This is a genomic window from Acidisphaera sp. S103, from assembly GCF_009765975.1.
GTDB lineage: Bacteria > Pseudomonadota > Alphaproteobacteria > Acetobacterales > Acetobacteraceae > Rhodopila.
Map to the genome: position 1 here is coordinate 267,865 of NZ_LMUJ01000092.1, position 23,719 is coordinate 291,583.

Annotated in this window: 23 protein-coding genes; 13 read left to right on the forward strand and 10 right to left on the reverse strand. The window is 63.2% G+C overall.

The window, feature by feature from the left end; all coding sequences use genetic code 11:
* Window positions 1–174: 174 nt before the first annotated feature.
* Together GSQ89_RS30970 and GSQ89_RS30975 are read right to left on the reverse strand one after the other, a co-directional pair.
* On the reverse strand, window positions 175–1,569 hold the full coding sequence (locus GSQ89_RS30970) for an MmgE/PrpD family protein (protein WP_158931950.1): 1,395 nt from the start codon (window positions 1,567–1,569) through the stop codon (window positions 175–177).
* 10 nt (window positions 1,570–1,579) lie between these two features.
* Window positions 1,580–2,449, reverse strand: coding sequence for a dienelactone hydrolase family protein (locus tag GSQ89_RS30975; protein ID WP_158931951.1), 870 nt, complete (start codon window positions 2,447–2,449; stop codon window positions 1,580–1,582).
* Window positions 2,450–2,679: 230 nt separating this feature from the next.
* Here GSQ89_RS30975 and GSQ89_RS30980 point away from each other — a divergent pair, with 230 nt between their 5' ends.
* Window positions 2,680–4,902: an NADP-dependent isocitrate dehydrogenase gene (locus GSQ89_RS30980; RefSeq protein WP_158931952.1), complete on the forward strand. Its 2,223-nt coding sequence runs from the start codon at window positions 2,680–2,682 to the stop codon at window positions 4,900–4,902.
* A 52-nt stretch (window positions 4,903–4,954) separates the two neighbouring features.
* On the opposite strand, the gene GSQ89_RS30985 is transcribed toward GSQ89_RS30980, so the two are convergent.
* Window positions 4,955–5,677 carry a nitroreductase family protein gene (locus GSQ89_RS30985; protein ID WP_158931953.1) on the reverse strand — a complete coding sequence of 241 codons (723 nt, stop codon included), beginning with the start codon at window positions 5,675–5,677 and terminating at the stop codon, window positions 4,955–4,957.
* Window positions 5,678–5,951: 274 nt separating this feature from the next.
* Between GSQ89_RS30985 and GSQ89_RS30990 the strand changes: the two genes are divergently transcribed.
* From GSQ89_RS30990 to GSQ89_RS31020, 7 genes are all read left to right on the forward strand, one after another.
* Window positions 5,952–6,167 (forward strand): rubredoxin, encoded by a 216-nt coding sequence (locus GSQ89_RS30990; RefSeq protein WP_158931954.1) that lies wholly within the window; start codon window positions 5,952–5,954, stop codon window positions 6,165–6,167.
* Between the two features lie 109 nt (window positions 6,168–6,276).
* Complete coding sequence (locus GSQ89_RS30995; RefSeq protein ID WP_158931955.1) at window positions 6,277–7,083, forward strand: pirin family protein; 807 nt, start codon at window positions 6,277–6,279, stop codon at window positions 7,081–7,083.
* Between the two features lie 35 nt (window positions 7,084–7,118).
* On the forward strand, window positions 7,119–7,682 hold the full coding sequence (locus GSQ89_RS31000; protein ID WP_158931956.1) for a 4-oxalocrotonate tautomerase: 564 nt from the start codon (window positions 7,119–7,121) through the stop codon (window positions 7,680–7,682).
* A gap of 162 nt (window positions 7,683–7,844) precedes the next feature.
* A complete protein-coding gene (locus GSQ89_RS31005) occupies window positions 7,845–8,510 on the forward strand; it encodes a GntR family transcriptional regulator (RefSeq protein ID WP_158931957.1) in 666 nt (221 codons plus the stop codon).
* A gap of 175 nt (window positions 8,511–8,685) precedes the next feature.
* Window positions 8,686–11,817: a PAS-domain containing protein gene (locus GSQ89_RS31010; protein WP_158931958.1), complete on the forward strand. Its 3,132-nt coding sequence runs from the start codon at window positions 8,686–8,688 to the stop codon at window positions 11,815–11,817.
* A 379-nt stretch (window positions 11,818–12,196) separates the two neighbouring features.
* On the forward strand, window positions 12,197–12,775 hold the full coding sequence (locus GSQ89_RS31015; protein ID WP_158931959.1) for an NUDIX domain-containing protein: 579 nt from the start codon (window positions 12,197–12,199) through the stop codon (window positions 12,773–12,775).
* A 1,009-nt stretch (window positions 12,776–13,784) separates the two neighbouring features.
* A complete protein-coding gene (locus tag GSQ89_RS31020; RefSeq protein WP_158931960.1) occupies window positions 13,785–16,181 on the forward strand; it encodes a response regulator in 2,397 nt (798 codons plus the stop codon).
* A 45-nt stretch (window positions 16,182–16,226) separates the two neighbouring features.
* On the opposite strand, the gene GSQ89_RS31025 is transcribed toward GSQ89_RS31020, so the two are convergent.
* The 5 genes from GSQ89_RS31025 to GSQ89_RS31045 form a co-directional block, all read right to left on the reverse strand.
* Window positions 16,227–17,093, reverse strand: a complete 867-nt coding sequence (locus tag GSQ89_RS31025; protein WP_254073439.1) for a TIGR01459 family HAD-type hydrolase — start codon at window positions 17,091–17,093, stop codon at window positions 16,227–16,229.
* On the reverse strand, window positions 17,093–18,157 hold the full coding sequence (locus GSQ89_RS31030) for a quinone-dependent dihydroorotate dehydrogenase (RefSeq protein WP_158931962.1): 1,065 nt from the start codon (window positions 18,155–18,157) through the stop codon (window positions 17,093–17,095). The genes GSQ89_RS31025 and GSQ89_RS31030 overlap by 1 nt, the downstream gene beginning before the upstream one ends.
* A gap of 49 nt (window positions 18,158–18,206) precedes the next feature.
* Window positions 18,207–18,752, reverse strand: a complete 546-nt coding sequence (locus GSQ89_RS31035; RefSeq protein ID WP_158931963.1) for a hypothetical protein — start codon at window positions 18,750–18,752, stop codon at window positions 18,207–18,209.
* Between the two features lie 29 nt (window positions 18,753–18,781).
* A complete protein-coding gene (locus GSQ89_RS31040; RefSeq protein ID WP_158931964.1) occupies window positions 18,782–19,189 on the reverse strand; it encodes a hypothetical protein in 408 nt (135 codons plus the stop codon).
* 68 nt (window positions 19,190–19,257) lie between these two features.
* On the reverse strand, window positions 19,258–19,560 hold the full coding sequence (locus GSQ89_RS31045) for a hypothetical protein (RefSeq protein WP_158931965.1): 303 nt from the start codon (window positions 19,558–19,560) through the stop codon (window positions 19,258–19,260).
* Window positions 19,561–19,614: 54 nt separating this feature from the next.
* Here GSQ89_RS31045 and GSQ89_RS39540 point away from each other — a divergent pair, with 54 nt between their 5' ends.
* Window positions 19,615–19,869 (forward strand): hypothetical protein, encoded by a 255-nt coding sequence (locus GSQ89_RS39540; protein WP_254073440.1) that lies wholly within the window; start codon window positions 19,615–19,617, stop codon window positions 19,867–19,869.
* Here GSQ89_RS39540 and GSQ89_RS31050 read toward each other — a convergent pair.
* Window positions 19,850–20,086 carry a hypothetical protein gene (locus GSQ89_RS31050; protein ID WP_158931966.1) on the reverse strand — a complete coding sequence of 79 codons (237 nt, stop codon included), beginning with the start codon at window positions 20,084–20,086 and terminating at the stop codon, window positions 19,850–19,852. The genes GSQ89_RS39540 and GSQ89_RS31050 overlap by 20 nt on opposite strands.
* A gap of 156 nt (window positions 20,087–20,242) precedes the next feature.
* Complete coding sequence (locus tag GSQ89_RS31055) at window positions 20,243–20,626, reverse strand: hypothetical protein (protein ID WP_158931967.1); 384 nt, start codon at window positions 20,624–20,626, stop codon at window positions 20,243–20,245.
* A 164-nt stretch (window positions 20,627–20,790) separates the two neighbouring features.
* On the opposite strand from GSQ89_RS31055, the gene GSQ89_RS31060 reads away from it, so the two are divergent.
* From GSQ89_RS31060 to GSQ89_RS31075, 4 genes are all read left to right on the forward strand, one after another.
* On the forward strand, window positions 20,791–21,441 hold the full coding sequence (locus tag GSQ89_RS31060) for a helix-turn-helix transcriptional regulator (RefSeq protein WP_158931968.1): 651 nt from the start codon (window positions 20,791–20,793) through the stop codon (window positions 21,439–21,441).
* A gap of 96 nt (window positions 21,442–21,537) precedes the next feature.
* Entirely contained in the window at window positions 21,538–22,281 is a 744-nt protein-coding gene (locus GSQ89_RS31065) for a DUF1194 domain-containing protein (protein WP_158931969.1), read from the forward strand.
* 89 nt (window positions 22,282–22,370) lie between these two features.
* Complete coding sequence (locus GSQ89_RS31070) at window positions 22,371–23,366, forward strand: glutathione S-transferase family protein (protein WP_158931970.1); 996 nt, start codon at window positions 22,371–22,373, stop codon at window positions 23,364–23,366.
* A 65-nt stretch (window positions 23,367–23,431) separates the two neighbouring features.
* A partial coding sequence (locus GSQ89_RS31075; RefSeq protein ID WP_174254955.1) for an aldo/keto reductase occupies window positions 23,432–23,719 on the forward strand: 288 nt, incomplete at its 3' end.

Genomic DNA, 23,719 nt, shown 5'->3' on the forward strand with positions numbered 1-23,719 from the left:
GGACAAGATCGCGGCGAATGGTTGAAAACCGGTTAATGGGCCTACGAAAAAGGACGAATGACAAACCGGTGGCGCGCGAATGGGTCAAGCCGTGCCGGTATGAAGATGCCACTCGCCTCCGTTACGAGCGGGCTGCATACGCCGGCGAATGACCTTTAATGGGCCGAAATATGGTCAGGGCAAACGAATAAGCCGGGCCGTCAAACTTGTCGTGTTGTCCAATGTGTCCAGTCGCGTCACCAGTTCGCACAGACGCGCCGCATCATCGGCGGACAACACGGATCGTGCGTTGTCGTCGAATTTTCGTACGATCTCCGCCTGCCCCACCGGGTCCTCGGGACTGCCTCGGCGAGCCAGGCGTTCATGACGGAAGGTGCGGCCGTCGCGCGTGGTCAGTTCCAACCGAGCGGCATGACGGAAGGGCGCGCCCATGGCTTCCAGACCGTCGTCCTCAAACGCCGATATCCGCGGGATGAAGTCCAGGATCGCGGGATCAGCGAGCCGCTGTTCGGCGTACTGCCGCACCGACGCGTCACGATGCAGGGCGATCACCGCCAAACCATAGAACAGGTTCATCTGCGCCGCCGTGACGCCGGCCGGCTTATACGACCACGCCGTATGCACGAACGTCATATGGCTGCACCCTACCGAGATACGTTCGATGTCGCCGGCATCCAGATTCTGGTCCGTCATCACCGTGTCCAAAGCGTCCAGCGCCGTGTGGATGCTCGTTACGCTCGGGAACAGCTTGAATCCGACCTCGGCCGTCTCCCACACCGATCCCAGACCTGCGGTCAGCCTGGCAGTGTCGGGACGGCCGGAGAAGGAACTGAGAAACCCGCCGTAGCCAGCCTCCAGCACATCCAAGATTCCCGTAAACCCACGCTTGGCCAGCAGCGCCGCCTGCACCCCAGACTGCGCCGCTCGGCCTGCGTGCAGGCGCTTGACCATGGCGCCTTCCTGCGCCGCCATCAGCCCGGCCCCCATGGACCCGGCGATCCCCAGCGCATGCTGCATCTGTTCGGCCGACAGCCCCAGGATGCGCCCGGCAGTTGCCGCCGCCACGAACACGCCGGACGTGCCCTGTGGATGGAAACCGCGCAGGAACAGCGCCATGGTCGCGGCGTTGCCGACACGGGTGCCGACCTCGTAGCCGGCGACGATCGCCGTCAGCACGTCGCGTCCGGTCATCCCGCCCGCGGCCTCGGCGAACGCGAAGGCCACCGGGCAGGCTAGCGAGTTCGGATGAACGATCGATTCCTTGTGGATGTCGTCCATCTCGAACGCATGCCCCGCGGTACCGTTGACCAGTGCCGCCTGCCCCACCGATCCCCGATCGGACGTGCCCCAGAACGATGCGGCCGGCGTGGCGCCCTCGGCAAGGGCGACTTCCCGCACATGCCCGGTCCAGGGCAGTCCGGCGCCGAACAGCGCCACCCCCAAGCCGTCGAGGACGCACAGCTTGGCGTGTTCGACGACCGGCGCTGGAATGTCCTCGAACCGCAACCCGGCGGCGAACCGTGCGAGGTCCCGGGTCGCGTGTGCCAGCAACGGCTCTGTCTGAGTCATGGGGCGGCGATCAGGTCGGCCTCACGCCGAAACGGTGGAACCAAGCTTGCGCGCGCTTCCATGCATCCTCGGCATCGGCCTGATGGTAGCTGGGCCGGTAGTCGGCGTGGAAGCCGTGCGGCGCGTCGGGATAGATGACGATATCGACGATCTTGTGCGCGGCCTTGGCCTTGGCTTCCGCCTGATGCACCGAGTCGACCGGGATGCTCTGATCCTGCGCGCCATACAGCCCCAGCACCGGGCATTTGATCTCGCCGGCGATATCCAGCGCCGTTTGCGGCTGGATCGGCGTCGGGGTGCCAAGCAGCGGGCCGTAGAACGCTACGGCCGCCTTCAGGTGCGGCGAGTGTGCCGCATACAGCCATGTCTGCCGCCCGCCGCGGCAGAATCCCATAACGCCAACGCGCGCGGGATCGCCGCCGTTGTGTGCAGCCCAGGCGGCGGTGGAATCCAGGTCCGCCATGTACTGCGCGTCCGGTGCCTTGGAGATCACGTCGGTCACGATCTGCTTCACATCGGTCATTTTCGACAGGTCGCCGATGCGGGCATAATACTCGGTCGCCACGGCCAGATAGCCCAGCTTCGCCCAACGCCGGCAGACATCCTTGATGTATTCGTGGACGCCGAAAATCTCCTCATTCACCAGGATCACCGGGAACCGGCCCTTGTGCGCGGGTTTCGCGTAATAGGCCGGCAGCGTCCCGTTGTTGGTCGGGATCTGGGTCTCACCGGCGTCCAGCCCGGTGGCATCGGTGTGGATTGCCTGTGCGTCCACCCGCTGCGTGGCCAGGGTAAAGCCGCTGATCAGCCCGGTCATCAGCACCCCGCGGCGGGCAAGCGGATAATCCTGAAGGCCCTTAATTTCGGTCAGGTCGTTCATATTCGCTGTCTCTCCCCCGGAGGTGGACAAACCCGCCCCTGTCACGGGCACGGTATCGGACTGTTACTGAATCGCGATCCCCGGATTATCGTCCAGCTTCGTGAGGATGGCCAGGGTGGTCATCCCGGGGTTGCCCGGCTTGCCCTTCCCGCACGCCGGTGCGACAAGGCCCGCCGAATTCATCAACTGTTCAACTCAGCCGAACCAGCCCGGCGCGCGGAGGTGCAAGCATGTCAGATCTCGAAATCGTTTGGACAAAGGTCGATGAAGCGCCGGGGCTCGCGACGTTTTCGCTGCTGCCGATCGTCCAGGCCTTCGTCGGCGCGGCCGGCGTGAAGATGAAGCTGAAGGACATTTCCCTGACCGGCCGCATCATCGCCAATTTCCCCGAGAAGCTGACGCCCGCCCAACGGATCAACGACGAACTCGCCGAACTCGGCCAACTGGCGATGAAGCCCGAGGCCAACATCATCAAGCTGCCCAACATCTCCGCCTCGGTCCCGCAGCTTAAGGCCGCGATCAAGGAATTGCAGGACAAGGGTTACGACGTTCCGGACTATCCGGACAGCGACGCCACGCCGGCGGACAAGGAGATCCGCACCCGCTACGGCAAGGTGCTGGGCAGCGCCGTCAACCCGGTGCTGCGCGAGGGCAATTCCGACCGCCGCGCGGCCGGCGCCGTGAAGCAGTATGCGCGCAATAACCCGCACAAGATGGGCGCCTGGAGCCCTGACTCCAAATCGCACGTGGCTTACATGTCGGGCGGCGACTTCTACGGTTCCGAAGTCGCGGCCACCGTCGCGGCGGCGACCAATGCCCGCATCGAGCTGGTTGGCGCCAACGGCACGGTCACGTTGCTGAAGGGAACGGTGCCGCTGCGGGCCGGGGAAATCATCGACGCCTCGGTCATGAGCCGCAAGGCATTGCGCGCCTTCTACGCGGAGCAGATCGAGGATGCGAAGAAGCAGGGCGTACTGTTCTCGGTGCACCTGAAAGCGACCATGATGAAGATCTCCGATCCCATCATTTTCGGCCATTGCGTGTCCGTCTTCTTCGCCGATGTGTTCGAGAAGCACGCCTCGACGCTCGCTCGGATCGGCGTCGATCCCGATAACGGCATAGGCGATCTTCTGACCCGCATCGAAAAGCTGCCGGATGCCGAAAAGGCAGCCATCAAGGCTGACATCGCGGCCGAATACGCGAAACGGCCCGGCCTCGCCATGGTCAATTCCGACCGGGGCATCACCAACCTGCATGTGTCGAGCGATACGATCATCGACGCCTCGATGCCGGCGATGATCCGTGAATCCGGCAAGATGTGGGGCCCCGACGGCAAGCTGCACGACGTGATCGCCGCAATCCCCGATCGCTGTTACGCAACGCTGTTTCAGGCGACCATCGAGGACTGCAAGGCGCACGGCGCGTTCGACCCGAAGACGATGGGTACGGTGCCGAACGTGGGGCTGATGGCGCAGCAGGCCGAGGAATACGGGTCCCACGACAAGACATTCGAAGCTCACACCGACGGAACGGTCCGCGTCGTCGCCGATGACGGCTCGGTTCTGCTGTCGCAGCCGGTCGAATCCGGCGACATTTTCCGCATGTGCCAGGTCAAGGACGCGCCGATCCAGGACTGGGTCAAGCTGGGGGTGCGCCGAGCTCGGCTAACGGGTGCTCCGGCGGTGTTCTGGTTGGATGCCAAGCGTGCGCACGATGCTCAGTTGATCGCGAAGGTGGAAAAATACCTGAAGGACCAGGATACGTCCGGGCTCGACATCCGCATCCTGGCGCCGGTGGAGGCGATCAAGTTCTCGCTGGATCGCATCCGCAAGGGACAGGACACGATCTCGGTCACCGGCAACGTGCTGCGCGACTACCTGACCGATCTGTTCCCGATCATGGAGCTGGGCACGTCGGCCAAGATGCTGTCAATCGTTCCGCTGTTGGCCGGCGGCGGCTTGTTCGAGACCGGCGCCGGCGGTTCGGCGCCCAAGCATGTCGAGCAGTTCAAGGAAGAGGACTATCTGCGCTGGGATTCCCTCGGCGAGTTCCTCGCGTTGGGGGCGTCGCTGGAACACCTGGCGCAGACCACCGGGAATGAGGACGTGAAGGTTCTGGCCGAGACGCTGGATGAGGCCAATGGCAAGGTGCTTGAGTTCAACCGCTCCCCGGCGCGCCGGGTCGGCGAACTGGACAATCGCGGCAGTCATTTCTACCTGGCGCTGTACTGGGCGCAGGCGCTGGCTGCGAGGGACAACAGTTCGGCGATGGCTGTCCGCTTCAAGCCGCTGGCGGATACGCTGTCGGCCAATGAGGCCAAGATCGATGCCGAACTGATCGCGGCGCAGGGCAAGCCGGTGGATACCGGCGGGTATTATCTGCCGGATGCGGCGAAGACATCGGCGGCGATGCGGCCGAGCGCGACGTTGAACGCGGCGCTTGAGGCGCTTTGAGGTAGGTTTTGGGGGGACCCGTCCTGGGGGACTGGGGCGGGTTTTTTAGATATTACGCCGGCCAGCTATTCTCCCAGGAGTCAGCGTGCACCACCTCCCTGAGCGGTCGCCGGCTCAGGAGACCGAATGGATTGACTGGCCAACCAATCGGCATCATTGCGAAGCTGTCAAAATCGTCCGGTATTCGAAGGAGGGTCCGGACTTCATCCTCACAGCGCAGATGATTGGTGGTGATCGTGGTTCCCAGGCCCAAAGCACGACAAGCCAAGATCAGGTTCTGAATCGCCGGATAAATGCTGGCGCCGCGGATACGTTCGACGTAGGCAATTTCAGCCTCGTGCCGATCTTGCATCTCCAAGGACAGGGCTTCCACGGGCGGCACAACCGGCTTGCGCAGACACGGGATCAAGATGACCGGCGCTTCGCCCATGTGGGCCCAGAGGTGGGCACCGGAGGTCATCATCTGGTTGAATTGCCCCTCCGTAAGATGCGCAGGCTTGCCGCGAGCGGCATACATGGCTTCCGCGATCTCTGACGCCTTGGCGTAAATCTCACCCAGTTTACGCCTCGTATCCGAAGCACGCACCACGACGAAGGACCAATTTTGCGAATTGCCGGCCGAGGGCGCCTGGATAGCCGCATCAAGGATGCGGGTAAGCAGTGCCTCGGGAACCGGATCTAGCTTAAAGCGCCTCATAGCCCGTGCTGAGTAGATGACTTCGAACAAGTTGACATCGGTCTCCCCTGAATGCCGCGCTTCAAGATTGTCTATCATCCTTGCCCCCTGCCCCACTTGCTCTCTTGGGGATCGTAAATGGTTAAGCGCACATAGGCCAAGGCGGCTTCCAACTGGGCGACATACTGTAGCCGTAAGAAGACCGCGTCGTATGCGCCGCGACAAAGCAGCTCAACGGAAGTCAACGACTGACTGCGGCACCTCTGCACAAACATGAATGCTGATATGCGCCAGTCATCAAACCCAGCAGCTTGATCTTAGTAGCGCGCTACTATAATACGTCGTGCGTCACATAGACGCAGGACACTAGCACATGAACATCACCCTCAAACGCCTCGTTTGCCTCGGCTGCGGGTTCTCATACGACGAGGCTCTCGGCTTGCCTGAACATGGGATCCCCCCGGGGACTCGTTGGACCGACCTGCCAGAAGACTGGGTCTGTCCCGACTGCGGAACACCAAAGAGCCAGTTCGAGATGGTCGTCATCGGCTACGCCGAAGGCGGTTCTCCCCTCGCACAAAACGCTTAGAGCTGGGTGACTTCGCTTTCGCTCAACATTCAGCTCCAGGTCTTTGTTTGATCGCGTGATTCAGGCCTCCGGTCATCACGCTCCAACAATTCTCTGAAGGAACAGAACGATGACACAGTCATTCGTGCTTCGCGCCAACGACCGCGGCCACACCGTTGTCCGTTCGGAAGGCAGCTCTGCCGCGTATGTCGCTGGTCACACCCCAAGCAACTTCGTCAGCCGTGAGTCGAGTTTCAATTTCCACGAATACCAGAGCGGGCGCCCGGGGTTTGGTGCCATACGCGTATTCGGTGACGAGACGTTCCACGGCGCAGGATGCGGCTACAACATGCATGCGCACCACAATTTCGTCATCTGCGCCTTCGTGCTTGAAGGTGAGCTGACGCACATCAACACCGCCGGCCGGGGCACGGTCGATCAGCTACAACAGGGCGACTACTACGTTTTTTCGGCCGGCTCAGGCGGCAAGCATTGCGAACTGAGTATCGGTCCGGAAGATATGCACGCCATCTATCTCTGGCTGATGCCGAACAAGCTTTACCTTCCCCCGACCTATCATCGGGCTCACTTCGACATTCGCACGCGCCGCAATCGCATCGTGCAACTGGTTGGAGACGGCGATGGCGCTTTGCCGGTTCCCCAGGATCTTCGCGTCTCTCGTCTGATCACTGATCGGCCGGGTGCTTATACCTATACGCCGCGCAGTGCCGAGTACGGCACGTACTTATTCGTGAAAGAGGGCCAGGTGCGATGCGGCGATGTCGCGCTTGGGCCGCGGGACAGTCTCGGCATCAACGGTGTCGATAAGATCGAGTGCGATGTCGCGGACACCACGGATGTGTTCTTCGTCGAGACCGTCATGTTCGACGAAGCGCGCATCAACGCATGGGAGCAAGAGCACGGTGACCACGACTAAGCCGTTCGCAACCTGACAGCACAATGGAGACTATCATGCCTATCATGGACGTACGTTACGCAACGGGAAGCCTTAATGCCGCCAGTAAATCCGTACTGGCCAATCGGCTCACCGATATCCTGGTCCGGATGGAAGGAGGTGCCAATACGACTGGCGGCCGCGCCTTTGCGTGGGTTTGCTTCACCGAAATCGCCGAGGACAATCTCTGGATCGCCGGGCAGCGGAATGTTGGGTCCGAGGTCGGCCCCACATTCCTGGTAAACATTTCTGTGCCAGAATGTTACATGAACCGCGCACACAAGAACGAGGTGCATGCCTGGATCGCATCCGCGATAGCGGACGCAACCGGCGAAGTGGCATCTGACCTTCGCATCCTGACGATCATCGACGAAGTGACGGAGGGTAACTGGGGGAGCCGGGGAATGCCGATCAGCCTTGGATCGATCGCCGTGGCGGTCGGTCAGCCACGGGATGGTGAGCGCTTGCAGTGGTCACGCGCCTATTTCGAAGCAAAGGCACGCGCCATTGCAGCGGCGGGATTCCCGACAGACATGGGCGGTCTGCCATCATCCATGTCGCGCGCGTTGGAGAAGGTCTAGCGGTGTCTGCACCCGTTGCAACAACGAAGCCGGTCTGCGTGCTTTCATGGCGTGGACCGGTCTGTTGGCATTAATTTTCGCTCGCCCATGGACATATTAGTGTAGCACACTACCTAGGCGTTTTGAATCTCTAACGCCTGGCTAAAGGATGTCGGAAGACACATGGATCAGAACCTACGCGAGCAGGTCGTGCAGCACGTGCGCGCCGAGATCATCTCCGGGCAGAGTGCGGCCGGGACGATGTATTCCGTGCCAGCCTTGGCCGAGGATCTTGGTGTCTCCACGACGCCCGTTCGTGAGGCGCTGCTCGAGCTCGCACGCAATGGGCTGATTGAGCCTGTCCGCAACCGGGGCTTCAGAGTGCTGGAACCGACGATCGAAGCACTCCGTGAGCTTTTCGAGATGCGGGAGCTACTCGAGGTACGCGCTGCTGAGCTCCTGGCCCGGCGCGCCCCAAAGCAACTGGAAGGCTTAAGCCGACTTGCTGACGACGTGAGGGACGCGGTCAAGGCTGACGACGTACACGGCTATCTGGAGACCGATCGGCGCTTCCATCAGGCCTTCATTGCCGCCGCGGGCAACACGCTTCTGACCGAAATGGCAATGGCGGCGCGTGACAAAATGCGACTGTATGGAATCTCGTCCCGAGCAGGACAAGAGAGACAGGCAGCATCGGTGGCGGAACACTACAAGCTCATCGAGCTTTCGATCGCGGGGGATGTAAAGTCGATCAAAGCTCTTATGAAGGAGCATATCCGAACCTGGGAGCCGATCTTCGTGGAAGCCCTGCAGAAAAGCGGCCGAAAACCGTTACAAGGGCGCTCCTAAACACGGGCCCGCGCGATTCCGTGGTGCCGCCCTGGACGCAGCGGTCGATTATGATCGGTTGGATCTGGCCCGGCACGTTCTTGCAGATGATCGGCTTGCGGAAGATCGTGCCGTTCCCGTTCGGCCTCCCCGGCCCGCGATCAGGTTGTGTCTCCGGTCCTATTGGGACTAGGAGTTGCCTCGCGCGGCCCCGGCCGCCGCACGCCGCCCAATCGTTCCCACCCGATTTGCCGCCTGGATCATGAAGCCGGACAAGCACTTCGTATCCGCCGCCGGCATTGTCCTGGCGGCCGCCTGCCTGATCGCGCTGACGTGGGTCGGCACGATGGAGGCGATTCGCACTCAACGCGCCGACACCGCCGCCCGCGCGACGGCGACGCTGACGAACCAAGCGCTGACCTTCACCGAACAGGTCAACCGGCAGATCCTGACGCTCGACCAGACCCTGCGGATCCTGGTCGCCGCCTGGGCGGCCAATCCGCGCGACTTCGACCTCAACGCATGGCACGATCAAGTAGTCGGGCTGAACGGACTGAGCCGCGACATGGTGCTGACGGACGCAAACGGCATCATCCGCCAATCGACCGTCAATGAGGCGATCAATCAGAACGCCTCCGGCCTCGATTATTTTCGTGCCCTGGCCAGTCCGTCCGACTCGGGCGATGGGATGTATATCGGCCCGGCCGCGATCGACGGCCTCATGCGGCAGTGGCACCTGAACGTCGCGCGAGCGCTGCATTTTCCGGACGGATCGTTCGCCGGCGCGATCGATACCGACTACCGGATCGCGGCGATCACCGATGTGTTCAGCCAGACCGACCTTGGTGCCGGCGCCTTCGTGACACTGGTCGGGCTGGATGACGGCAGGCTGCGTGGTTCGGTCGGGCCGGCAAGTGTCGATCCCGGCGCAAGCGTGAGCGACACGCCGATGTTCGCCGCCATCCGGGATACCGACAACGGTGTCTGGACAGGCCCCTCCCCCACCGATGCCGTCGTGCGCATCCACGCATTCCGCCACATTCCCGGTCGGAACCTCGCCGTCGTCGTGGCGATGAGTGAAACCGAAGCGATGCGGCCGGCCACGATCTGGCGCGAAGACGCGGACACGTTCGCCGGCTTTATCACTGTGCTGCTGGCCGTCCTGGCGCTTGTGTTGGTGCGCGGCACGAGGCTGGCACGCCGCCGCGCCGTGCTGGCGGCGGAAGACCGGGCCGTCCTGGCTTCGTCCAACGCACAGCTTGAGGTTGCCCGGGCCTTAGCGTCCGCAAAGGCGGAACAACTCGAAGCGACACTGGCCAGCATGCATGACGGCGTATCGATATTCGATGCCCATGTGTGCCTCGTCGAATGGAACCCGCGATTTCCGGTCGTTGCCGGCGTCCCGCCGGAAATCCTGCGGGTCGGCCTGCCGATGGAAGAGGTCCTCCGCGCCCAGATCGCAACTGGCCAATTTGGCTGGATCACCGATCCGGAAGCCGAGGTCGAACGTCGGATGGCACGCCTGCGCGTCGCACCGTTCGGTGTGGTTCAACGGCCTCGGCCGGATGGCCACATACTGGAATTGCGGCGCAGCCGGCTGCCTGACGGCGGCTTCCTCACCCTCTACACCGACATCACCGAACGCAGACAGGCCGAGGAAAGCCTGCGTCAGGCCAAGGAAGCGGCAGACATCGCGAACACCGAAAGGTCCCGGTTCGTGGCGATCATCAGCCACGAAATCCGGACGCCGTTGAACGCACTGCTCAACACGATACGACTGTTGAGCGACAGTGTCCTTGCTCCCGCACAAAGGTCGCTGCTGGCGATGGCTCACCAGTCGGGCGACGTACTGTTCGGGCTTATCAACGACATCCTGGACATGTCGCAGATGGAAGCCGGCAAGCTGACCGTCCGCCCCAGTCTGTTCGAGCTACGACCGTTGCTGGAAAGCTGTGTCGAGATGTTCGCCACGCAAGCCGCGAACCGCGGCATCTCCATCCGCATCGCCATCGCCGAGGGAACGCCGCAGACTCTGCTTACCGATCCAGGCCGGTTGCGTCAGGTGCAACTCAACCTGCTCTCGAACGCGGTGAAATACGCCCGTCCTGGCGTGGTATGGCTGACCGTGGAACCCGGACACGACGCCCGGGCGGCAATCCGGCTGACCGTGAAGGATGACGGTCCGGTCATTGCGCCAGAGGCGCGTGAGGGCCTGTTTCATCCGTTTTCACGGCTCGACCGGCCTGGGGGTGACAATGCGGCCGGGACCGGCCTGGGTCTGTCGATCTGCCTGCAGCTCGTGACCTTGTTGGGCGGCGAGATTGGCTGCGACGCCTGGCTATCGGAGAACGGGTGGGACGGCAACGCTTTCTGGATCACACTCCCCGCCACCGCGGTGCCGTTGCGATCGGTGTCGGGAATGGACCGAACCACCGCCACGATTCAGGCGTTGGCGGACCAGGCGTCGATGTCGCTGACGGATCCGGCCGCCGGGATTGTCGCATTGCATCGTCGATCGCCGCCCCGAACACGCATTCTGCTCGCCGAAGACGTCGTGGCGAACCAACGCGTCACAGCGACCCTGCTGCGGCGCGAGGGTCATCACGTGAATATCGCCGTGAACGGGCCGGTCGCGATCCACGCTATCCAGACAACGCCATACGATCTGGTGTTTATGGATATTTTCATGCCCGGTATGAGCGGGCAGGAAGCGACGCGGATCATCCGCACCCTGCCGGAGCCCGCGCGCTCCATCCCAATCATCGCGCTAACCGCCCATATCGAACCGGAGAGTGAAACGATCTTCAAGTCGGCGGGGATGGACGGCGTTCTCGGCAAGCCGGTATCGCTGCCGGAACTCCTCGATGTCTTGGAACGGCACGTGTGGTCGGCGCACACCGATGCCGCCGCACTGGCATCGACGACGGAAGACAGCGACAGGCCGGCATGGTCGACGCCAAAAGACCCTGCCACCGTCCCGGTCCTGGACATGAACCGCATCAACGAACTGCGCACCAATCTTCCGCCGGGAACGTTCACGAACTTGGTGGAAGAGTGCCTGGTGGACATGGAACACCGGCTTCCGGCATTACGCCGAGCCCTGGCGGCGAATGCGCCGGGGGCGACCACTGCGCACGCGCATGCACTTGTGGGCATGGCGGCCGGCTACGGCATGGCCGCCTTGGAGGCTCGGCTTCGGACGATTATGGCCGCTGCACGGCGTGGCGATCTCACGCCGCTAGGCCCGACGATCATCGCGGCATTGGAGGCAGACCTTATCGAAGCGGCACGGACATTGCGCGAGATGCTGGGGAAAGAGGCGGTTTGATCACGGCGTTAACGGTTCGTTTACCTTTCCAGGCCTAGGCTGTGCGCCATGCTGTCACCCGCGACATTCATTGGGATCGCAAACGCGACCGGCCCCATCGGCCAGCCGCCGCCCACCACATCGCCCGGGCGATCGTCGAACATACAGCCGGCACGTGTTCTCACGACGCCCCCCGCGACCGCGCCCATCGCGCAATCGCCAACGCGGTCCGCTCCAATCGCATCGCCGAACCTGTCCACAACGCCGCCGCCACGCAACCTGCCCCGAGGATCGCTGCTGGATCTCAGCGTATAGCGAAGCGACCGCTCGCGCGGTGTCAGACGTGGCAAACATAGGTTTCGGACTTGATCCCGAATCGCTAACAGTTCACGTTCGCGGTATGTCGTCATTCGTCCGGCACATTCCCGAAGGTGACAACCGCGAGCGAATGGTTTGCGCGGATTGCGGCTACGTGGCCTACGAAAATCCGAAGGTGGTCGTCGGGTCGGTCGTGGTGGCCGATGGCCGCGTGCTGATGTGTCGCCGTGCCATCGAGCCGCGCAAAGGCTTCTGGACGCTGCCGGCCGGATACATGGAACTCGGTGAAACGCTGGAAGAGGGCGCGGCGCGCGAAGCGCTGGAGGAGGCGGAAGCAGCCATCACGATCGAGGGCATTCTCGGCGTCTTCAGCATCGCCCGTATCGGCCAGGTCCAGGTGATCTTCCGAGCCCATTTCAGTGACGCCGGGCCGCCGGTGTTTAGCGCGGGGCCGGAGAGTCTCGAGGTGCGGCTTTTCAGCCCGGACGAAATACCTTGGGATGACATAGCCTTCCCTTCCGTGCATTGGGCACTGCATGCGTGGCAGTTGGTCGGGGCCGGCCCGATGGGTAAACCCGCCGGCAACCCGCAAGACGATCGGCGCGGCGTGCATCGAATGCCCCAGTCATCGGCCAGCCCGCCGGATGAAGCGGCGCTATGAGGCGTATCACGTTCGCAGCGATCATCATCCTCGGGGTGTTCGCCATGCCAATTTCTAGTGCCGTAGCGGAAGGGCTTCCGATCCCCCCAATTCCGCCGGAAAATCCTCCCCTCGGGGATATCGCGCCCGTCCCGAATGTGGACGCTCTCGCACCCGCCGCGCGAGCGGCGGATTCGCCTACCGTCGACGTCAAGTTCTTTCACATCAGACGCTACGACCCCAGCATGGGCTTTGCACCAGGGTCGCGTTATGAGACCAACGAAGATCGCAGGCCGATCCAGCCACCTGGATTTAGCGTAAGCGTGCCGCTGAAATAGCCCGCCTCGAGATCTTAGCCGTTAACCTTTTGTTCATCCCTTGTGCCCTAACACTGGTGACCGGCGTCGGCGTGTCGCCGGTGTTAGCCAAGCCAAGGAGCCCGGTATGCGCAAACTTAGCAAAGCACGATCCTCAAACCCTGCTCGATACACGTCGGACACCTACCTGGAGGACACCGGACAGCGGCGGATACCGGGTGCCACGATCACGTCCTGGCCCGGGTCGACGGACATCGATCTAGCGGCTTTTTTCGCTCGGACGGCATCTGACACAACCGTTACGGGTGCCGTTCCAGGCAAAGCCGATCCGCCTGGTCGAACCGCTTATGGAACGGTTTCCCTGTCCGACGGAACGCGAATCACTTTCGCAACAGTGGGTCCGTTCGACATGGTCGAGCTCGCGTAACTGACTGGTCGCGAACGCCTATTTTTAGACACGATTCGTAGTCACCCCATGACGGTCGCTAAATCGTGACAAGAGGTGAGAGCAAAACGCCCTCGCCTCCAAGCACTTGAGCGTATTCTTTCCGGGTTCGAAGCCGGCATCGCCCTCGCGGAAACCACGCTGTGGCAATTTCCGGGCAATCAATCTATACAACGAGTCGCGGATTTCGTAACATGGAGCCAGCGGCTATCGTATCCACACAACAAGTGTGCCTCCGCGCAAAAGCGGCGGGTCGGAGCTTGCCGCCATGAAGCTTTCAACGCGTCTCGTCCTGCTCACCCTCGGGTGCCTGCTGCCAATCCTGACGGCGCAAATCTATTCACAAGTCAACCTGTATGCGGAACGACATCGGCAACTCAGTGCCTTGGTGCTACGTCAGGCGGAACTTGCGAATGCCGACATGGCCAGTATCGTTGACGGTGTCCACCAGCTTGGCGTCCTTGCGGGTGAATTCCCGTCGGTGCGGACATCAGGTGAACCTTGCACGGGGCGCCTGACCTCGCTGCGCCAGAGCCTGACGCAGTATCGTTTCCTCGCCTTGTTTTCACCCGTGGATGGGTCGCTGCTTTGCACCTCGGATGGCGTCCCGACCGGACTGTCCGCCCATCCGTCCTGGTTGGCCAATTTGCTGACCACGAAGGACCTGTCCGTGGGGCAGTTGGTATCGGATCCGACGCGGAAGAGCCAATTCCTTCCCATCGCTGTCCATGTGCGCGACATTGGCGCGGGTGACGAACCCAGGGTGCTGGTGGTAGCCCTCGACACCAATTGGCTGGAGAAGCATCTCGAAACGGCGAAGGTCGACCATGCGCCTGCCTTGTCCCACGCGGCCCTGATCATCGCCGATCGCAACGGATACGTGCTCAGCCGGGTTCCGGACTCCGCCGCCTGGACCGGCCGGCCGGTGCCGGACTGGTTCCGCCCATTGATCGGCCGGCCGGTCCAGGGTGTTGAAACCATTGTCGATCCGCACGGACATTCAATTATAGCGGCTTACGTGCCGAACGAATCGCCGCCAGCCGGCCTGACCACCATCGACGCCTTGGTGCTGCCCGACCTGACGGTGGGTATCGATCACGCGACATTCCAGGATCTTCTCCTCATTGGCGGCGCTGCCTTCGTCGCCGTGATCCTCACCTGGGTCGCCGGCCGCCGTTTCATCTACCAGCCGACCGAGGCGCTGCTGCAGGCTGCCCGCAAATGGCGCGAAGGCGATCTGGGCGCACGCGCCAGGTTGACCGATGCCGGTTCGGAATTCGCCGCCTTGGCGGAATCGTTTAATGCGATGGCGGCCGGATTGCAGGCACGGGAGATGGAGCGGCGCATGCAAGCCAGTTTCCTGGAAGCCCAGGTGGCGGAACGCACGCGGGAACTGTCGGAGAGCAACAATAGACTGCAGGTCGAAATCGCCGGGCGCGAGAAAACCGAAGTCGCCCTGCATCAGGCCAGGAAGCTGCAGGCGGTGGGACAGCTTGCAGGCGGCATCGCACATGATTTCAACAACATGCTCGCAACGGTCCTTGGCAACCTGGAATTGATGGAACGCCGTGTTTCGCAAGCCGGCGACGACTGGGCCATCGCCGACACCGATCGGCTGCTGCGCCTGATCGAACGTGCCACGGGGGCGGTGACACGAGGCGGTCAGCTCACCTCCCGCCTGCTCGCCTTTTCGCGCCGCCAGCCGCTCACTGCGCGCGCTACAGACGTCAATGCCCTGCTGCGCGAACTCATCACATTGGCGGCGAGCACGTTGGGACGACGCATCCAGGTCATATCCGAACTCGCCGACGACCTTTGGCCGGCAATGATCGATCCCAGCCAGGTTGAGGCGGCGATTCTGAACCTCTGCCTGAATGCGCGGGATGCCATGCCCGACGGCGGTCACCTGACCATCCGCACGATGAACCTGACGGTCGAGCCCGGCACTGGTGAGCATGACGATAACGATCTGTCACCCGGCGAGTACGTGCAGGTAAGCATTTCCGATACCGGGACCGGCATGACCGCGGAGGTGAAGGCCCGGGCGTTCGATCCCTTCTTCACGACCAAGGGCCCCAGCGCCGGTTCGGGACTGGGACTGAGCCAAGTCTATGGAATGGCACGTCAATCGGGTGGCAACGTGGTTATCGACAGCACGCTGAACGAAGGGACCCGCGTCATGCTGTCCCTACCACGTGCGGCGGCTACCGAAGCCAGCGACACAGCGGAAACGGAAAGCTCCGCGACGCTTTCCGCTCCGAGCACGCCGAACGAACTCATTCTCGTGGTCGATGACGACTCCGCCGTCCGACAGGTGACCGTCGAAATGGCACATGATCTCGGCTGCGAGGTCGTGCAAGCGTCGGGGGGAGAGCAGGCGTTGTCACTGATCGACAAGCTGTCACCTCCGCCCACCCTCATCCTGCTGGACTACGCGATGCCCGGGATGAACGGACTCCAACTTGCCCGAGCGCTCCGGGAGCGACGGATCAAGGCACCCATCGCGCTGGTGACCGGCTACGCAGAACTGTCCGAGACAGATATCGCGGCAGAGCAACTCAGTGGATTGTTGCGCAAACCGTTCACGATCCGCGAGTTGCAGGGCTTGTTGACGCGACTTCGCGCCGCCGCGCCTAGCCTGGAGGCGGGACTGGTGAATAGCTGATCGGCCTGGGTTAGCGGCGCGCTGGCCATTTGGCGGGGTGAGACTCTACCAGGTGAAACGCGGCACCGTCGCGACAGGCATGATGTGTGCTTCGCGGGCGACAGCCTCGGCTCGAGCGCTGTCGAAGGTCCCATCAGGATTCCTGAGATCGGCGCCATGGATCCCGTCGAGGACCCAGCAGGCGGCCAGATCGACACCCACGGCACCGGCGATGTCCGTGCGCAGCGAATCACCCACCGCCAACACGTCTCTCGGCGGCAGAGCGAGCTGTTCGAGCACGGGCTGATAGATCGCCGGATCGGGTTTGCCGAGCGACCGGACATCGCCGCCAAGCTGCCGGTACCGCGCCGCGAGCGCACCGGCGCACAGCACGCGGACACCGCCGCGAATAACTTCCAGGTCGGGGTTGCCGCAGATCATCTTCAGCCGATGATGGGCGCATTCGGCGAGTACAGCTTCAAATTCTCCCATGTCGCTGGGATTGCGATGATCATCGGGGCCGGTGTTCAGAACGAAGTCGGCTTCCGCTGGAGTGTTAGTCACGACGAAGGGCAACCCCTCCAGGACCGGCCGATCGCGATCCGGGCCGAGGTGGAAGACGCGTGTACCAAGTTCGGTCCACCACAGATCGGGGGGATTTTCAAGCGCGCGGCGCACGGCCTCGCCACTGGTCAGGATGCCGGTGTACAGCGAATCGTCGATTCCCATGCGGCGCATCATCGTTCGCACCGCGTCGTTCGGGCGCGGCACGTTGGACAGCAGCAGCGTCCGCTTCCCCGCCGCACGCAATCGCGTCAGGGTTTCGACCGCATGCGGGAAAGCGTTGACCCCGTCGTGGATCACCCCCCACAGATCCAGGATGAAACCGCTATAGCGTTCGGCCAGCGGGGCGAACCCGGACAAATGTTCCATCAAGCGTGTTCCGTCAGTTCCTGGGCCCGTGTGCCGACGGCATCCTGCACTGTCGCGAACCCCGCGTCACGCAGCGCCGCCATCAGTTCCACCTTCAGCCGCGGGATCAGCGCCGGGCCATGGAACGCAAAGCCGCTGTAAAGCTGCACCAGCGAGGCGCCGGCCTGGATTTTCGTCAGCGCGTCGCGGCCGGTGAACACCCCGCCGGCGCCGATCAGCACCAGCCGGCCGCGCGCCAGCAAAAACGTCCGAGCAAGCATGGTGGTGGAAAGTGTCTGCAACGGCAGCCCGGACAGCCCGCCGGCTTGTGCGGCGTGCGGCGACTTCAGGCCGGCGGGACGGGAAATCGTGGTGTTGCCGACGATCAGGCCCTGAACCCCTGCCTCGACGCAGGTCTCGACCACCGAGGCGAGGCCGTCCGGCGACAGGTCGGGGGCGATCTTCACCAGGATGGGCAGGCGACCGGCCACCATCGCGACGGCTTGCAGGATCGCCCGAAGCTGAGCCTCGGCCTGCAGGTCGCGCAGACCCGGCGTGTTGGGGGAGGAAACGTTGATCACCGCGTAATCGACCAGGCCGCGCACGGCCTCGATCATCGCCGGATAGTCGCGGACCGGGTCGGCGCCGTCCTTGTTGATACCGACATTGGCACCCAGCGGAATGGGCCGGTCCGACAGCCGGGCCAGGTTGCGGACGTAGACCGCGAGGCCCTGGTTGTTGAAGCCCATGCGGTTAATGACGCCGTGGTCCTCGGTCAGCCGGAACAGCCGCGGTGTCGGGTTGCCGGGTTGCGGGCGCGGGGTGACCGACCCGGTCTCCACGAAGCCGAAGCCGAGCCGCAACAGAGCGGGGCCGGCGGCGGCATCCTTGTCGAAGCCCGCCGCCAGACCGATCGGATTGCTGAAGGCGCGTCCAAACGCGGTGATCGCCAACGCCGGCGGGTCATCACGCGCCACGCGTGGCGCCAGGCCCAGTGCCAGGGCCTTCAATGCGATGGTGTGCGCTGCTTCCGGATCGAGTCGGCGCAGCAGCGGCAACGCCGCGGATGACAGCAGGGACAGCATGGGGCCGGGCTTATGCCCGCAACCGGCGCCGCCCGAAAGAGTGAAACGGTCATGCGACCTGCCGGATGGGCACGTCTTCGGCCTCCGGCGCCGGCCGGGCCAGCGCGTCGCACAGCTCCAGCACGGCAGCGATCCGTGTCGCCAACTGCCCGGTGGCGGCCATCAGCGCCCGCAGGGCAGCGCGCGCCGGCGGCTTGGCACCATAGTCCCAGACGATGAAAATCGCGCCCAGCAGCGGCCCGTCCGAACTGGTGACCGGGCAGGCCATGACCCGGGACGGCCGCGCCGAGGGAAAACCGAACGCGGGCGCCGCCGATCGCAGCTCGACGATCTGGTGCAGCACACATTGTCCGGCCAGCAAAGCCGGCAGGAAGTCGCGCCAATCCGACAGCGGCTGGTTCTGCCGCATCGCCCCGATCCACCGGCCACGCGCCGCAACGGTGTTGGTCACGTCGTAGTTCGGCCCCTCGGCGCCGCCACGGACCCGCGTCAGACGCAGCCGTGCCACGCCCGGCGTCTGATTGAGCAGGGTCTTCATCAGCGTCTCGATCAGCCGGTTCACGGCCACGGCCTGGCTCGGTGCAATGCTCGGCATTCTCAGACCTTTTCTCGATTGAGTACGGATCAGACGACGACCGGGCGCCTCGTCGCCGCGGCCAGCGACGGCGCCTGTGGCACGACCCCGTCGCGGAAGAACGCGACCCATTTTTCCATGATCTCGTTCGACGCCTTCAGCACCATGATCTCGGCTTCGGCGTTGTTGAGTCGCTCCCGCAACGCGTTCTTATCAGTCTCGCATTCCTTGATCTGCGCGCGCAGGCCGGACAACTCGTCCATCAGCGACGCCCTGAACGCCGCGCGTTCCGCCGTTTCAGCCGATGTCGCGTCGGACGCCATCTTCAGCTTCGCACGCTCGAACGATGCGCTGACCTTCCAGAAGCTGACCAGGAACATGCCGATACCGCCTGCCACACCCGACAGCGCACCCCAGATCGCGGCCGAATGTTCAGCGAGAAAACCCAACAGATCCAAGTCACCAGTCCTTCATAACGGCGTTCGGATACCGGCCGGCATCCAACACCCGAGTAACGAAATCTCTGTCACGGCTTGCGCAATAATTTCTGCATCGCGGCGTCGAAACAGATCACCGCCGACGCGCCCAGCAGGCCGGAAACGAAGTCCGCCCATCGCGGGCAGCCGCACAGCCGAGCCATAGCGCCGCCAGCGATGCCCATGCCGCCGCCGCCGCCGCCGCCGCCGCCGCCGAGCAGAATGAACATCAGGTAGCAGGTGACAAAACGGGCGTAATCGCGGCTCATTTTAACCACCCAACGGGCCGTCGCGCCGGCGGTGCCGGTGACGACGCCAACCGCACCCACCGTCAGTGCCGGGTCCAAGGTCATATTGGTGAAATCCGTTATCAGAGGGCTGATACGGCGCTTGCTTTCGCCGAACATTTGGCGAATTTTGCCGCCGTGTGGGACCAGCCTTACCTTGAAACATGCTGCCGTGCGGCGCTGCACCGGCTGTATCTGTGCGGACCGGCGGGGCGTCCGTCAGGGCTGATGGACGATCCGTGCCAACGCCGCCTCGCTGCCATGGGCCTGTGCTGCCAGGCACCCAACGGCGGATTCATCATCACCGAAGCCGGTCGCCAGCGCCATGCAACCGATATCCTGAAACGGGCCGCGGCTACGACAACGGCGCCGTGACCACGGTTTCGACATCGGCGAGCGTCACACACACGATCCGAGCACCGTCGGCCGCAGTGACCATGATCAGGTCGCCGGCCGTCAGCATGTCGCTGGCATCCGCGAGATAATTGCCGCCGCTGACGGCGTCCAATTTGTCCTTGCCGGATTTGTAGTGCCACAGCGTGAAACCGTTCGCATAGGCAAGAACCGAAAGATTGCGGATGGCGAAAGCCATGACGGCGTCCTTCCATAAAAAAAGCCGCCACCCGAAGGTAGCGGCTACAAGTTTGGGGGGAGGAGATCGTCAACAGGCGCATCTCGCCCGTTGACACAAGAACATTACGAGAAACTTAGGGACGATGTCAACGATAATTTTCCTAAGTTCGACATTTTATGCGACGATCCCTTTGATCCGCAGCGGCCATTCCAGGCGCTCCAGCGCCTCGATCCACAACCGGTGGTCGTGACGTTCTGCCGCGACAGAGGTGCTGGGCGCCATCTGCCGTTCGCCCCAGATCCGCAGGACGCGGGCATGCGCGAGGTCGATGCGCCGCTGGCGGTACAGTCCGTCGAGGCATTTGACCACGTCGTCCGGCTCGCACGGTCGGGTGACCAAACCTTTTCTTGCGGAAAACCGTGCCCCTTCACGTCGGGCGATCAGCGCGGCCATGGTCCACAGCCACGCTTCCTGCGCCGTGTGGAATGGTTCCGTCCGTGGCCCGGACTGAATCCTGACTGGATCCGCGATTAAAATCTGATGGCCCGCGATGGACATAAAGTACGTTTCCGGTTCAATTTTGGACGCGAGTAACGCGCCAATTCCGATACCATAGGTTGCATACATTCGCAAGTAAATATGGTTGATTTTCCTATTCCATTCAGCGCCAATTCCTAGGATAATCCTCCCGCGAGCCGAGTCGCAGCGGGAGCCTCACCTGGATGAAACATGAAGATGTCTGGCGCGCCATCGACACGCTGGCCGCTGAAAACGGATTGTCGGCCTCCGGCCTCGCCAAGCGGTCCGGACTGGACGCGACCACCTTCAATCCGTCCAAGCGGCGCATGCCGGATGGCCGCAACCGCTGGCCCAGCACTGAAAGCGTCGCCAAGGTGCTGGAGGCGACGGGCGCCACGCTGGAGAGCTTCTCGTCGCTGGTCTCCGGCGCGCGGGCGTTGGCCAGCAGCGCGGGTGCGAGGGGGATCTCGCGGCGGGTGCCGCTGATCGGCCTGGCCCAGGCGGGCGGCGACGGCTATTTCGATGATGGTGGCTACCCCGTGGGCGGCGGCTGGGATGAGGTCAGCCTGCCGGAAATCGCCGATCCCAACGCCTATGCCCTGGAAATCAGCGGTGAATCGATGGAGCCGGTGTTTCGCGACGGCGACCTGGTGATCGTCTCGCCATCTGCGCCGATCCGCCGCGGCGATCGCGTAGTCGTCCGCACCGCGGGCGGCGAGGTCATGGCCAAGCAGTTGGCCCGCCGCTCCGCGCGTCGGGTCGAGTTGAAGAGCCTAAACCCAGAACATGCCGACCGCAGCTTCGATCTGACCGATGTCACCTGGATTCACCGTATTGTGTGGGCCAGCCAGTAGTCCGTCTTGTCCGGTGGCATGGATTTCCTTTGACGAACGGATAGCCCCCAGGGTCAGATAACGGGTCACCAGATTGCACGCGGAGGGCTTGCCCCGATGCTTCGGATCGCCTTGATCCCGTTGACCCTGCTGCTGCTGCCGCTCGCGACGATAAACCCTGCCAGAGCGGATGACGTCGACGTGGCGCTGGTGTTGGTCACCGACGTGTCCCGCAGTATCGACGACAGCGAGTTCAGGCTGGAAAAGAACGGCTATGCCAGCGCCTTCACCAATTCGAAGGTGGTGGACGCCATCCGCGGCGGACCCGCCGGCAAGATCGCTGTCGCCTACCTGGAATTCGCCGGCACGATGGAGGTCCAAACCGTGCTGGATTGGACGGTGATCCGGGACAAAGCCTCGGCGCAGGCGTTCGTGGATCGCCTGGTCGCCGCGCCGCGATCGTTCTGGGGCCGCACGGCGATCAGTTCGGGGGTGGATCAGGCGGTGCAACTGCTGGCCGAAAGCGGGATGAACGCGACACACCACGTGATCGACGTCTGTGGCGACGGCACCAACAACGCTGGCCGCGAAATCACCGCCGCCCGGGATGACGCGGTGAAAGCCGGCATAACGATCAACGGGCTGGCGATCATCAACGACCATCCGGTGTCCTGGACGTTCGCGCATGTCCAGCCGCCGGGCGGACTCGCCAATTACTACCGGGACAACGTGACCGGCGGGCCGGGCAGCTTCGTGCTGGAGGTACACGACTTCGCGACCTTCGGCGAAGCCATGACCCGGAAGCTGGTGCAGGAGATCGCGCTGGGTCGTTCGACGGGACGACTTGCCGCCGAACCGTAACACCCCTGTCATTGCGAGCGGGTCGACGACACGGCAATCTGCCACCCGGCCCGTTGGATGACGGCGCAGACACCGAGGGGACGATTTGCATGGGGTTGCTGATCAACGGCGTATGGCACGAGCAAGAGCCGGCGGTGACCAAGGACGGGCAGTTCGAGCGTCGCGACAGCGCGTTCCGCAACTGGATCACGCCGGATGCTCGGCCAGGTCCGACCGGGCAGGATGGATTCCGAGCGGTGGCGGGACGCTATCATCTGTATGTGTCGCTGGCCTGTCCGTGGGCGCACCGGACGCTGATCATGCGGGCGTTGAAGGGCTTGCAGGACATCATTCCGATTTCGGTCACCCATTGGCTGATGGCGGAGAACGGCTGGACCTTCAACGCCGGTGAGGGCGTGATCCCAGACCCACTCTACAACAGCCGGGCTTTGCATGCACTTTATACCCGAGCGGATTCCGGATATTCCGGGCGAGCAACGGTGCCGATCCTGTGGGACAAGCACACTCAGGCCATCGTCAACAACGAATCCGCCGACATCATCCGCATGCTGGGTTCGGCGTTCGATCAGGCCGGCGCCAAGCCCGGCGATTACTATCCGAAGGCATCGCGTGGCGACATCGATGCGATCAACCAACGGGTTTACGACACGCTGAACAACGGCGTCTACAAGGCAGGTTTCGCCACCACCCAGGCGGCGTATGAGGCCGCCGTGGTGCCGTTGTTCGAAACGCTGGACTGGCTGGAAGACCGGCTGTCGCAGTCCAGGTATCTGTGCGGTGAGGCGCTGACCGAGGCCGACATCCGGCTGTTCACCACGCTGGTCCGTTTCGATTCCGTCTACCACGGTCATTTCAAGTGCAACATTCGTCGCATCGTGGACTACAAGCACCTGTGGGGCTTCACCCGTGACATCTTCCAGCTTCCCGGTGTCGCCGAAACGGTCGATTTCGGTCACATCAAGCGGCATTATTACATGAGCCACCGCCGTATCAATCCAACCGGCATCGTGCCCGCCGGCCCGGTTCTGGACTTCGATGCGCCCGCCGACCGAAGCCGCGGCGTGGACAAGCTGATCGTGTTCTGACCGTTTGACTACTGGCGGTTCGCGGCGCCAATCTGTCGCCACGCTTTTATTGGGAGCCAGCCGTCATGGAAATCCGTAATCTCGGCCGATCCGGCCTGCGCGTATCGGCGATCGGCCTGGGCTGCAATAATTTCGGCGGCCGCATCGATGAAGCGGCAACGAAAGCGGTGATCCACAAGGCGCTCGACCTTGGCATCACCTTGTTCGACACCGCCGATGTCTACGGCGAACGCGGCGGGTCGGAGGAGGTGATGGGCCGCATCCTCGGCGACGACCGCAAGCGCATCGTTCTGGCCACCAAATTCGCCGCCCCGATGGACGACAGCGGGGAAAAAATCGGCGGGGCCCGCCCG